The following is a 12516-nucleotide window of genomic DNA, read 5'->3' as shown; positions in this document are numbered from 1 at the left end:
ATGATCACCCTTAAAAACGTCACCTTGCGGCGAGGCGCCAAAGTTGTGCTCGACAATATCTCCGGCACCATCAACCCCGGCGAAAACGTCGGGCTTGTGGGCCGCAACGGTGCGGGCAAATCCAGCCTGTTTGCGCTTTTGAGCGGCAAGCTGCATGAAGACGGTGGAGATTTTTATATCCCCGCAAGCTGGCGCATGGCCGAGGTCGCGCAAAACATGCCGGAAACCGACCAGTCGGCCACCGAGTTTGTGCTCGAAGGTGACACGCGCCTGGCCGAGGTACAGCGTCAGCTGGCAGAAGCGGAGGCCAGCGACGACGGCATGGCCATCGCCCATGCCTATTCGGACCTTCATGACGCCGGTGCCCATGATGCGGTCGCACGTGCACAGGCGCTCATTCTGGGCCTGGGTTTTCGCGTGAGCGAGCTGGAACACCCGGTCAACAGCTTCTCGGGTGGCTGGCGCATGCGCCTGCAACTGGCACGCGCACTGATGTGCCCGAGCGACCTTTTGCTGCTGGACGAGCCCACCAACCACTTGGACTTGGACGCACTGGTGTGGCTCGAAGCCTGGCTTAAGCGGTACGCGGGCACCATGATCGTGATCAGCCATGACCGCGAGTTTCTGGATGCCATCACCAACGTCACCCTGCAAATCCAGCAAGGCGAGTTGAACCGCTATGGTGGCAACTACAGCAAGTTTGAAGAATTGCGCGCCCAGCAGTTGGAGCTGCAACAAGCCAGTTTCTCCAAGCAGCAAGAGAAAATGGCCCACCTGCAGAAGTTCATCGACCGCTTCAAGGCCAAGGCCAGCAAGGCCAAACAGGCACAAAGCCGCGTCAAACAGCTCGATCGCATGGAGAAACTCGCCCCCGTTCTGGCCGAGGCCGATTTCACTTTCGAATTCAAGGAACCCGCCAACCTGCCCAATCCGATGCTGGCGATCAGCGATGCATCGTTTGGCTACGTGGATGACGAGGGCGTGCCCACCACCATCCTCACGGGCGTCAACCGCTCGGTGCTGGCAGGCCAACGCATCGGCATCCTGGGCGCCAACGGTCAGGGCAAGTCCACCCTGGTCAAAACCATTGCGCGCACCATGAAGCCCCTGGGCGGCAATGTGACCGAAGGCAAGGGCTTGAACATCGGCTACTTTGCCCAGCAAGAACTGGACGTGCTGCGCCCGGCCGACAACCCGCTGGAGCACATGATCCGCTTGGCCAAGGAGCTGGGCCCCGACGCCAAACAGCCGAGCCGCGAGCAGGACCTGCGCAGCTACCTGGGTAGCTTCAACTTCACGGGCGACATGGTCAAGCAGGCCGTAGGCACCATGAGTGGCGGCGAAAAGGCCCGCCTGGTGCTCGCCATGATCGTCTGGCAGCGCCCCAACCTGCTGCTGCTGGACGAGCCAACCAACCACTTGGATTTGGCAACACGCGAGGCCCTGGCCATGGCCCTCAACGACTTCGATGGCACCGTCATGCTGGTCAGCCACGACCGCGCGCTGCTGCGTTCGGTCTGCGAGGACTTCTGGATGGTGGGCCGGGGTGTCGTAGGGCCCTTTGATGGCGATCTGGACGATTACCAGCGCTATTTGCTCGAAGAATCCAAGCGCCTGCGTGAAGAAGCGCGCCTCGCCGAGCAGGCCCAGATGTCATCCGGATCGCAAGCGACCGCTGCGCCGGTGCCGGTGGCAGATCCAGCCCCTATCGCCGTTCCAGTGCCCGCGCCCGCTCCTGCGGCATCACCGTCACGGGATGGGCGCGAGCAGCGCAAGGTCGATGCCCAGGCACGCCAGCAACAGGCGGAAAAGACCCGACCCCTCAAGAACGAGCTGGAGCAGATCGACAAGCGTTTGGCGGTTTTGGCGGCCGAGCGGTCCGCGCTGGAGCAAAAGTTGACCGAGCCTCTGCCCTCCGCCGAGATTGCCGAGTGCGGTCGACGCCTGAAGGCAGGCAGTGACGAAACGGCCCGACTGGAGGAGCGCTGGCTGGAAATTTCTTCTGCGCTCGAAGAAATTTCGGTGGCCGTCGCCAGCTAAAGGTGTAAATTCCTGTAAAGGACGCCATCGTTTTTAGGCTTAATCGCTTTGTAGCAAAGCGGTTAATGCTTCTAATTAGATAGCAAATTAGATTGTAAACATAGGGGCACTTGCGGTTGCATTTTTTTGCGAAACGCTGTCAACGGACTGTGTATTGACCGCGTTGTTGGTACATCACAGGAGTTTTTCAGTATGAATACCACCGCAATTTTGTCCGCTTGGCCCGAAGACGAACGCGATCGCAAGCGCTCCCCGGCCCGCTTCTGAAGGCGCGGCAGCCCGTCATCTTCATTCGCAGGTTCACTCAGTGCCCGCCAACACCGTAAAGCACGAAACGTACCAATGTATGTCTAGTATTTTTATCGTATGGCCCATTGCCTGATCTGACCGAAGAAAGGTTCCCGGCAGCCCCTTCCCTCTTGCTCCTCCCAACAAAAAACCCCGCATTGCGGGGTTTTTGTTTTTCCAAAGGCTGATGAGGGCCTGTTTGGCCCAAGGCATCAACCCATGTGCAAGCCGCCGTTGACCGAGAAATCAGCGCCGGTTGCGTAGCCGCCTTCTTCCGAAGCCAGCCAGGCAATGATCGACGCGATTTCACTCGGCTCGCCCAGGCGCTTGACCGGCACCGTGGCCACGATCTTTTCGAGTACATCGGGACGGATCGCCTTGACCATGTCGGTGCCGATGTAGCCGGGGCTCACGGTGTTCACCGTCACGCCTTTGGTGGCCAGTTCTTGCGCCAGGGCCATGGAGAAACCATGCATACCCGCCTTGGCCGCAGAGTAGTTGGTCTGACCCGCCTGGCCTTTTTCACCATTCACCGAGCTGATGTTGACGATGCGGCCCCAGCCCTTTTCCACCATGTCGGACACCACCTGCTTGGTGACATTGAACATGCTGTTGAGGTTGGTTTCAATCACCGCATCCCAGTCTTCACGCGACATTTTGAGGAACATCCTGTCGCGCGTAATGCCGGCGTTGTTCACCAGCACATCGACGGTTCCGTGCTCGGCCTTGGTCTTGCCAAAGGCTTCGACGGTCGAGTCCCAGTCGCCCACATTGCCCACCGATGCATAGAACGTGAAGCCCTGGGCCTTTTGTTCTGCCAGCCACTTGGCGTGATCACGGGTAGGACCGCAGCCAGCGATGACCTTGAAACCCTCCTTGTGCAGGCGCTGGCAAATGGCGGTACCAATACCACCCATACCGCCGGTGACGTACGCGACTTTCTGGCTCATGTGATTTCTCCTTGTTAGTGATTTGCTCAGCACCCACTCTACCGAAGAAATCAAGCCCCGCCTTGAAGGAAAACACTGAAGCCCTTTCCTTTTTGATACATCCACGTGCGTCACACCGCTGACGCAATGGGTGCTTACCGACAGGTCCCCGCATTGGTGCCGTCGCGCGCACTCAGTTCGGGCAGCGGTTCAGCGAAAAGGCGCAGCTGCACCCCGTCAGTACAGTGGGTGCGCTTGGGGTGGCGTAGCCAGTCTTGCGATCTGGCCGTTGAGGATCAAGCGTGGCTTGGTGCCAGCGGCAGCGATTCCCAGCCCGGCTTGGCAAACAGATAGCCTTGCTGATAGCGGATGCCCACCGATCGCAAATAGGCGGACTCCGCTGCGGTTTCGATGCCCTCGGCCACGATGTCAATGGACAAGCGCTGGCAAACCAGTGCAATGCCACACACAATCGCCTGCCGCACGGGGTCCTGGTCAATGTTGCGGATCAGCTCCATGTCGATCTTGAGCACGTGCGGCTGGAATTGCACCAGCATGTTCAACCCCGCGTAACCCGCACCAAAGTCGTCGATGGCCGTGATGAGGCCCTGGCGTCGGTACTCGTTGAAGATGGATTTGAGGTGTGCGCCGTTGGTGACCTGCTCGCCCTCCGTCACCTCGAACATGATGCGGTTGTGCGGAAAGTCGAACTCCTCGGCCGCCTCCATGGTGGCGCGGATGCACGTCTCGGGCCGGTACACCGCATTGGGCAAGAAGTTGATGCTCAGCCTGCAGTCCGGCAGGCTCGCAAGCGCCAGGCGCGACGCCAGTTCAATCGCCTTCACCCGGCACGCCTGGTCAAACCGGTAGCGGTTTGTGTCATCCACCCACGACAGCACCGTCCCGGCCGACTCGCCATCCACGCCGCGCACCAGCGCCTCGTAGGCAAACGGGCGATCCAACCCCAGGTCCATGATGGGCTGGAACGCCATCGTGAAATCGAACGGAAGCTGCGTCTTGTCGCGACAGGATTGGCAGCCTACAGGTTCGAAGGGTTGGGCAAAAATGGTCGCTGTCATGGGAAAACATGGTAACGCATCATTCCAAAGCCGCAGCCTCGGAGTGCTACGGAGCCCATGGCCCTAACGCGGCGTCTGCGCCTGGAGCACAAAGACCGCCACCGCCTCGGCCAGCCGGTCGGCCTGGCCTTTGAGGGTGGCGGCAGCGGCAGCAGACTCCTCGACGAGCGCGGCATTTTGCTGCGTCATCTGGTCGAGCAGGCCGACCGACTGGTTGACCTGGGCTATGCCCGAAGACTGGTCCCTCGCGGCAGTATGGATCTCGCCCATCATCGCGCTGACACGCTGGACCGACCCCACGATCTCGGCCATGGTGCGGCCCGCATCATCAGCCAGTTGCCCGCCCTGCGACGCCTTTTGCACCGATGCGCTGATCAGGCCCGATATCTCGCGCGCAGCCTGCGCCGAGCGCTGGGCAAGCCCGCGTACTTCGGTAGCCACCACCGCAAACCCGCGCCCCTGTTCTCCGGCACGTGCCGCCTCCACCGCAGCGTTAAGCGCAAGGATATTGGTCTGGAACGCGATGGAGTCAATCACGCCCGTGATGTCAGCAATCCTGGCCGAGCCCTCGTTGATATCGCGCATGGTGCGGACCACCTGGCCCACCACCTCACCCCCACGCTGGGCTACGCCCGCAGCCGACACCGCCAGCGTATTGGCCTGGGCCGACGCAGCGGCTGTCTGCCCCACGGTTCCTGTCAACTGCTCCATGCTGGCAGACGTGGCTTGCAAACTACCGGCTGCATGTTCGGTGCGTACAGACAGGTCCTGCGCTCCGCTGGCAATTTCTTCGCACGCCACGGCCATGCCAGCTGCGGCCTGCTGCACGGTGGCTACGGTCTCGTGCATCCGGACCAAAGCCTCCTTGAGCGCTCGCCCGCCTGGCGTGCGCACGGTCATGTGCGACATGTCCAGCATGATGCGGTCGCCATGCGCCAGCGACGCGGTCAGGCGCTGCAGCTCGGCAGATTCCTGCGCCGTACGGCCCATCTTCACGGCCAGGATGACCTCCAGCACCGTCTGGATCACCACGTACAACGCGTGCAACATCACCTGGGCCAGGTCGGGGGTGGTGATGCAGTACAGGCCGACCCCCGCCGCCTGAAGACGGTCAAACACCACATGGTGCACCGCAAACAATGCAGCCGCCCAGACAATGGGCCGCCAGTCCAGGTACACCAACAGCAGCGCCAGCGTCACAAACACACCGAAATGGAACTCCAGCATGCCCCGGGCCAGCTGGATATGCAGCGCCACCAGACTGACCTGCACAAACGACAACACCAGACGCGACGCCAGGGTGCCTGGAGCCACAGCGTAGGCCACAACGGCAATCGCGCCCAGCACCACCACTGCGGTCAACGCGAGCACCGAATCAACAAATTGCAAGCCCAGGGCGATGGCCGCGAGCGAACTCAGCCCAATGGCAGCCAGGATGACGCGGTCACCCAGCAAGGCGCCAGGATTTGGGCCACCGGCGCTCCCTGGAAAATCAGGTGCGGGCGCAGAAAAAATAGACATTGAGATCAAAAATTAACCAGAATGTATAAATTTTAAACCATTGAGTAATTTCACGACCAATTATTCGCAACCTTAAGCTAGGCAAAAAAAAGCCGCATCTTCATGCGGCCTCTTCGCTGTCGCCAGCAACGTCGTCAATCAACAACAACGCGGCAAGGGCATCACTCCAACCATCCCAAAACTGGGCCCTGGCTTAGCGCTCCAGCGCCAACGACACGCCCATGCCGCCGCCAATACACAACGCCGCCAAGCCCTTCTTGGCGTCACGGCGCTGCATCTCATGCAGCAGTGTCACCAGGATGCGGCAGCCAGACGCGCCGATGGGGTGGCCGATGGCGATGGCGCCACCATTCACATTGACCTTGGCGGGGTCGATGGCCAGCTCTTTGTTCACAGCGCAGGCTTGCGCTGCAAAAGCTTCGTTCAACTCGAACAGATCCACATCAGCGGCATTCCAGCCCGCGCGCTGCAGGGCTTTGCGCGATGCAGGCACAGGACCCATGCCCATGGTGGCCGGGTCCAGGCCACTGGTACCGAACGCGGCAATGCGGGCCAGCGGCTTGAGGCCCAGGGCTGCAGCCTTCTTGGCACTCATCACCACCACGGCGGCGGCGCCATCGTTCAGCCCCGATGCGTTGCCTGCTGTGACACTGCCGGCCTTGTCAAATGCGGGGCGTAGCCCTGCCAAGGCCTCTGCACTGGTTTTTCGATTGAGGTATTCATCGGCATTGAAGAGGATCGGGTCACCCTTCTTTTGCGCCAGGCTCACGGCGACGATTTCGTCGGCAAACTTGCCCGCATCCTGCGCGGCAGCGGCTTTTTGCTGGCTGCCCAAGGCCAGAGCGTCCTGCATATCGCGGGTGATGCCGTACTGCTTGGCCACGTTTTCGGCGGTAATGCCCATGTGGTACTGGTTGTACACGTCCCACAGGCCGTCCACGATCATGGTGTCGATGAGCTTCCAGTCGCCCATGCGCTGGCCGTCACGGGAGCCGGGCAGCACGTGGGGGGCCAGGCTCATGCTTTCCTGACCGCCAGCCACGACGATCTCGCTGTCGCCCCAAGCCACTGCCTGGGCTGCAAGCATCACGGCCTTGAGGCCGGAGCCACACACCGCGTTGATGGTGAGCGCCGGGGTTTCCTTGGCCACACCGGCTTTCATGGACGCCTGCCGCGCAGGGTTTTGGCCCACGCCCGCCGCCAGCACCTGGCCCATGATGACTTCGCCGATCTGGTCGGACGACAGGCCTGCGCGCGCGATGGCTTCGCGGATCACGATGGCGCCCAACTCGCTGGCGGGCGTCTTGGCCAACGCACCACCAAACTTGCCCACAGCAGTGCGAGCGGCCGAAACGATGACGATGTCTTCCATGGAATGTCCTTGTGGTTGGGGGTAGTTGCTGAGTAATTCTCGCAGTGCTGAATATCAGGACTTTTGCGTATCAGGATTTCTGCTTGACGTAGCTGCCCGGCGCAGGCTCGATAGCCTTGAACTTTGTGCCTTTGCCATAGCCTTTGGGCGCAGCGATCTGTTTGCCCGCATGGCCCTTGAGCCAGCCCGACCAGTCGGTCCACCAGCTGCCGGGATGCTCGGTGGCGCCCTCCAGCCATTGGTCCAGTGTGGCGGGGAACTTGCCATCGGTGCGCGTCCAGTGGCTGCGTTTGCCCTTTGCAGGCGGGTTGATCACGCCAGCGATATGGCCCGAAGCCCCCATCACGAACCGCTTCTTGCCCGGTAGCACCTGGGTGGACGCATAGGCCGCCGTGGCGGGCACGATATGGTCCTCGCGAGAGCCATAGATGTAGACAGGCAGTGTGAGCCGGTTCAGGTCCAGCTTTTCGCCGCACACGGTCAGCTTGCCCGGCTTGACGAGGTTGTTTTCGAGATAAAAGTTGCGCAGGTACCAGGCGTAGAACGGCCCTGGCAGGTTGGTGCTGTCACTGTTCCAGTAAAGCAGGTCGAACGGCGGCGGTGTTTCGCCCTTGAGGTAGTTACCCACCACGTAGTTCCACACCAGGTCGTTGGGCCGCAGAAAACTGAAGGTGGACGCGAGGTCTTGCCCCTTCATGAGGCCGCCTTGGCCCATCTGCATCTCGCGGAACTTGACGAAGGCTTCATCAATGAACACGTCCAGGATGCCCGTGTCGGTGAAGTCGATCAGCGTGGTGAGGAAGGTGGCACTGGCCACGGGCTCGTCGCCGCGCGCTGCCAACACCGCCAGCGCATTGGAGAGGATGGTGCCGCCGACGCAAAAACCCAGCGCATTAATCTGCTCTGCGCCGGTGATGTTCTGCACCACATCGATGGCCGCCATGGCTCCGTCTTCCACATAGTCGGCCCAGGTTTTGTGGGCCAGGCTGTCGTCCGGGTTGCGCCAGCTCACCACAAAGGTGCGATGGCCTTCGCTGACGGCGTAACGAATGAGAGAGTTCTCGGGCTGCAGGTCGAGAATGTAGAACTTGTTGATGCACGGCGGCACGAGAAGAAAAGGCCGTTCGTACACCTTGGCGGTGAGCGGCTTGTATTCGAGCAGCTGGAACAACTCGTTTTCATAGACCACCATGCCTTCGGTGGTGGCTACATTGCGCCCCACTTCAAACAGGCTCTCATCGGTCATTGATACATGGCCCTGCGTGATGTCGTGCAGCAGGTTCTGCATGCCTTTGGCAATGCTCTCGCCCTTGGTTTCAATGGCTTTTTTCTGCGCTTCGGCATTGAAGGCCAGAAAATTGCTGGGCGCCATGGCGGCCATCCATTGATCGATGCCAAAACGGATACGGGCCTTGGTCTTTTCGTCGGCTTCCACCGCGTCGGCCAGCCCCATCAGGGTGCGGGCATTGAGCAGGTAAGCCGCAGCAGAAAAGGCAGCCACCGGGTTACTGGCCCAGCCTTCGCCAACAAAGCGTTTGTCTTTGACCTCGGGTGCGCCCTGCAGGCCCTGAGCCCATAGCTCCTGGGCCTCTTTCAGATACTGCTGCTGCAAGGCTTGCAGCTTGGGCGGGGAGAGTTTCAAGGCCGGTGCTGCGGGCAGCTGCGCGCCCAGGTCCATCTTCTGAAACGATTGCAGCGCTTGCGACCAGCTTTGCCCGAAAATCTGTTGAAACTGCTGAGCACTCTCAGCCCAGGGTGATTCAGAATTCATGCTCATTCCTCAATGGTTGATCGCTCGCAGGGGCAGGAGACCTTGGCTTACTTATCTCTCGGGTTCATTGTTGCCGACCCATCGGTGCATGGCAACGGACCAGAAGCATGTTCCCTGTTTTTCTGGAACTCCAAAAAAACGTTGAACCAGCGCTCACACTTGCAGTAGACACAAACCAATGTACCTCATCGTCATCGCCTGGACCTACGTCACCCTCATGATGGCGGTGGCCGAAGCCACCAGCCCTCAAGGCACCGTGCTGGGCGCCATCATCACGTTCGCGCTGTATGGCCTCTTGCCCATGGGGATCTTGGTGTACATCCTGGGCACGCCGACACGCAAGCGCAAGATCAAGGCACGCGAAGCTGCTGAGCAAGCCGCTTATGACGTGGAGCCGGCCACGGCCCGCGCACCCGATGGATCAGCCGCGCCAGATACAGGCAGCGAATCGCCCGCTGCTGCCGAGGGAGGCGCTGTCGCGCCGGTGCGAAAAGAACCGTGAGGTGTTGGTCACGGTGCACCACGCCGGCGTGCTGTTGTTGCCGTAGATGCGCGTAATGCCCAGCGCCTGCAGCCGCAGCCGTGCCAAGCCGGCCAGATCGCACAGGAATTTGCCCGGAACACCCACGCGGGCGACAAAGCAAGCCTGTGCTGCCGCGTCTGCATTACAAAAAGCAGCGTACACCTCTGCGCCCACCTCAAAGTTCTGCGGACCAATGCAGGGGCCGAGCCAGGCCAGCATGCCTTCAGCAATGCCACAGGGGTCTCCATCAGCCTGCACATATGGCTGCGCGCCTGAGACTTCATTTGGACTTGCACTTGCTTCCAATTTGATAGCTGACGGCGCAGATGGAACAGGCGCTTGAGCACAAAAATTCTTCAACACAGACTCCAGAACACCCTGCCCCCCGGAACCCGCCAACCCGCGCCAGCCCGCGTGCGCCGCAGCCACCGCCTGGCCAGAGGCATGGGCAAAGAGGACTGGCAGGCAGTCGGCCACCATGATGGTGCAAACGGCGCCAGGGGCCATGGCCATGCAGGCATCTGCCTCGGTGCCATTGGGAGGGTGCCCATCCAGCAGAGCCACACCATCGCCGTGGACCTGGTTCAAAAAAACCGCCCTTGCGCCTGGTGTATGGGCCTGCAGGGCCGACTCCAGGACCTTCCGGTTGGCCATTACAGCGGTGAGGTCGTCCCCCACATGGGTGCCCAGGTTCAGGCTGTCATACGGTGGCAGGCTGACCCCACCGGTGCGGGTAGTGCACAGTGCAAACACGCCCGGCGGCGCGGGCCAGTCTGGCACCAGCCAGTCAGCGCCAGCCGGCATGACCACATCCCTCAAGGGTGCGGAGCGGCCCTGTGGTTCTGTCATCAGACTTCGTTGTCCGGGCAGGCCGATGGCTGAGCCTGCTGGAACGCTGGCAATGCCATACAGGCATCAAACGCCCCCATCGTGAGTGGCAGGCCGTCCAGGCTGACCTTGAAGCGTTGGGCGTTGAAGATTTGTGGCACCAGGCAACAGTCGGCCAGGGTCGGGGTGTCACCCCAGCACAGCACCGACGGCGCGATGCCCTGGGAGGACCGCTCCTGCGCCAGCAGCTCCAGCTGGCGCTCAAAGGCCTCCAGGCCGCTGCGCACCCAGTGGCGGTACCACGCATTCTTGGCCTCTTCATCCACCTTCAGGTCATGTGCCAGGTACTTGAGCACGCGCAGGTTGTTGATGGGATGGATCTCGCAGGCCACCATCTGCGCCAGCGCACGCACGCGGGCACGGGCCAGCGGGGTGGCTGGCAGCAATGCCGGCGTGGGATGGGTTTCGTCCAGATACTCGATGATGGCCATGGACTGAGACAGCGCCGCGCCTCCATCGGTCACAAGCGTGGGCACCAGCGCATCGCCGACACGGCCCAAATACTCGGGTTTTTTGTGTTCGCCTTTGACAAGGTGCACGGGCAGGTAGTCGTAGGCCAGGCCTTTGATCTGCAATGCAATGCGCACTCGGAACGAAGCAGAAGAGCGAAAGTAGTTGTAGAGCTGCATAGAAACCATTCCTTGGTGGGGTGGTGTATGAAACGGTGTGGACGCGGCTGCCGAGCGACCAAAGAGCCCCGCATCCCTGCATCGACGCGTCAAGGCATCAGGCAGCGGGATAGCTGCCGGGCCGCCGACCGAAGTCAGGCGCCCGAAGTGCCCGCTGGATCCTGGTGTTTGTAGACGACCTTGGACAACATGGCCATGAGATCGTCGCGCTCCTGGGCATTGAGTGGCGCCATCAGGCGCTCCTGCACGCGCTGGGCGGCATCCCGCATCTGCAGGGCTGCCACCTCGCCTTCAGGGGTGATCCACAACAACTTGCGGCGGCGGTCGCGGGTGTCGGGCTCGCGGCGAATCCAGCCACGTTTCTCCAGGCGACCGATCACCGACCCGGACGTTGCGGCGTCAAATGCCACGCGTGACGCGAGGGTGACCTGGTCTTCACCCGGCTGGGCCAGTAGCTCGTGCAGGATGGCGAACTGCACTGGTGTCACGTCAAACCCCGCAGTTTCTTCCATGAAAAGCGCCACGGTTCGCTGGTGGGCACGGCGCACCAGGTGGCCTGGCGTGTTGTGGAAATCGAAGCTCTTTGCCATGGGCGCGAGTGTAGCTCCCTACAGCAGGCAGGCCGCGCCCATGGCACACTGCCACGGGGTGCGAACCCCACCGAACAAAGACCAATGAAAGGCAGACATGAGCTACGTGTTTTCTCCCGCGCCGGTGACCAGCGTGCCCGTGGTGGGCAGCAGCGACCGCTTTCCCGTGCACCGCATTTACTGCGTGGGCCGCAACTATGAAGAGCACGCCAAGGAAATGGGCTTCACCGGCCGCGAGCCACCATTCTTCTTCATGAAACCGGCTGACGCCATCGTGGTCGTCAACGCGGGCGAAACCGGACAGCTGCCCTACCCCAGCCTCACGGCCAACCTGCACCATGAGATCGAACTGGTGGTGGCCATCGGCAAAGGTGGCAAGAACATCAAGGCGGCGGATGCGCTGGCACACATCTACGGTTACGCCGTAGGCCTGGACATGACGCGCCGAGACCTGCAAAACGACATGAAGAAACAGGGCCGTCCCTGGTGCATCGGCAAGGGCTTTGACGCCAGCGCCCCCATCGGCCCCATCACCCCAGCCGCCCAGGCGGGCGACGTGGCACAAGCAGCCATCTGGCTGCAGGTCAACGGTGCCGACAAACAACGCAGCACCGTGGCCCAGCTCATCTGGAACATTGCCGAGACCATCGAGCATCTGTCGGCCGCCTGGGAGCTACAGCCCGGCGACCTGATCTACACCGGCACGCCCGAAGGCGTGGGCGCAGTGGTGCGTGGCGACACGCTGGAAGGCGGCGTGGCTGGCCTCACGCCGTTGCGCCTGACGGTGGTGTAGGAACGCGTTGCAATCTCGCAGAGCCGCGGGGTAACCCCCGTTGCACGGCGGATATATTGCTATGTAATTTATAGCTTATGGCGCATATTCCAC

At 61.4% G+C, this 12516-nt stretch carries 11 protein-coding genes; 3 read left to right on the top strand and 8 right to left on the bottom strand.

The window, feature by feature from the left end:
- Positions 1-2040, top strand: coding sequence for an ABC-F family ATP-binding cassette domain-containing protein (locus tag CLU85_RS11435; protein ID WP_100410368.1), 2040 nt, complete (start codon positions 1-3; stop codon positions 2038-2040).
- A 500-nt stretch (positions 2041-2540) separates the two neighbouring features.
- Here the strand turns inward: CLU85_RS11435 and phbB are convergent, their stop codons facing one another.
- From phbB to CLU85_RS11410, 5 genes are all read right to left on the bottom strand, one after another.
- Positions 2541-3278: an acetoacetyl-CoA reductase gene (phbB, locus tag CLU85_RS11430; RefSeq protein ID WP_100410367.1), complete on the bottom strand. Its 738-nt coding sequence runs from the start codon at positions 3276-3278 to the stop codon at positions 2541-2543.
- Positions 3279-3553: 275 nt separating this feature from the next.
- The gene (locus CLU85_RS11425) at positions 3554-4336 is read right to left on the bottom strand and encodes an EAL domain-containing protein (protein WP_100410366.1); all 783 of its coding nucleotides are present in this window, start codon (positions 4334-4336) and stop codon (positions 3554-3556) included.
- A 63-nt stretch (positions 4337-4399) separates the two neighbouring features.
- Positions 4400-5791 carry a methyl-accepting chemotaxis protein gene (locus CLU85_RS11420; RefSeq protein ID WP_100410365.1) on the bottom strand — a complete coding sequence of 464 codons (1392 nt, stop codon included), beginning with the start codon at positions 5789-5791 and terminating at the stop codon, positions 4400-4402.
- A 259-nt stretch (positions 5792-6050) separates the two neighbouring features.
- The gene (locus CLU85_RS11415; RefSeq protein ID WP_100410364.1) at positions 6051-7229 is read right to left on the bottom strand and encodes an acetyl-CoA C-acetyltransferase; all 1179 of its coding nucleotides are present in this window, start codon (positions 7227-7229) and stop codon (positions 6051-6053) included.
- Between the two features lie 70 nt (positions 7230-7299).
- A complete protein-coding gene (locus CLU85_RS11410) occupies positions 7300-9000 on the bottom strand; it encodes an alpha/beta hydrolase (protein WP_100412493.1) in 1701 nt (566 codons plus the stop codon).
- A gap of 178 nt (positions 9001-9178) precedes the next feature.
- On the opposite strand from CLU85_RS11410, the gene CLU85_RS11405 reads away from it, so the two are divergent.
- Positions 9179-9502, top strand: coding sequence for a hypothetical protein (locus CLU85_RS11405; RefSeq protein ID WP_100410363.1), 324 nt, complete (start codon positions 9179-9181; stop codon positions 9500-9502).
- On the opposite strand, the gene CLU85_RS11400 is transcribed toward CLU85_RS11405, so the two are convergent.
- From CLU85_RS11400 to CLU85_RS11390, 3 genes are all read right to left on the bottom strand, one after another.
- Entirely contained in the window at positions 9422-10372 is a 951-nt protein-coding gene (locus CLU85_RS11400) for a polyphenol oxidase family protein (protein ID WP_232727793.1), read from the bottom strand. The two genes, CLU85_RS11405 and CLU85_RS11400, sit on opposite strands and share 81 nt — an antisense overlap.
- Positions 10372-11040 carry a maleylacetoacetate isomerase gene (gene maiA, locus CLU85_RS11395; RefSeq protein ID WP_100410361.1) on the bottom strand — a complete coding sequence of 223 codons (669 nt, stop codon included), beginning with the start codon at positions 11038-11040 and terminating at the stop codon, positions 10372-10374. Before maiA ends, CLU85_RS11400 begins: the two co-directional genes overlap by 1 nt.
- A 134-nt stretch (positions 11041-11174) precedes the next feature.
- Positions 11175-11630 (bottom strand): MarR family winged helix-turn-helix transcriptional regulator, encoded by a 456-nt coding sequence (locus CLU85_RS11390; RefSeq protein WP_100410360.1) that lies wholly within the window; start codon positions 11628-11630, stop codon positions 11175-11177.
- Positions 11631-11727: 97 nt separating this feature from the next.
- Here CLU85_RS11390 and CLU85_RS11385 point away from each other — a divergent pair, with 97 nt between their 5' ends.
- Positions 11728-12423: a fumarylacetoacetate hydrolase family protein gene (locus tag CLU85_RS11385; RefSeq protein WP_100410359.1), complete on the top strand. Its 696-nt coding sequence runs from the start codon at positions 11728-11730 to the stop codon at positions 12421-12423.
- The last annotated feature ends 93 nt before the right edge of the window (positions 12424-12516 follow it).

This window comes from Acidovorax sp. 69 (assembly GCF_002797445.1).
In the GTDB taxonomy this organism is placed as follows: Bacteria; Pseudomonadota; Gammaproteobacteria; order Burkholderiales; family Burkholderiaceae_C; genus Acidovorax.
Note: the sequence above shows the minus strand (reverse complement) of the source record. Positions and strands in the feature narration are given on the sequence as shown.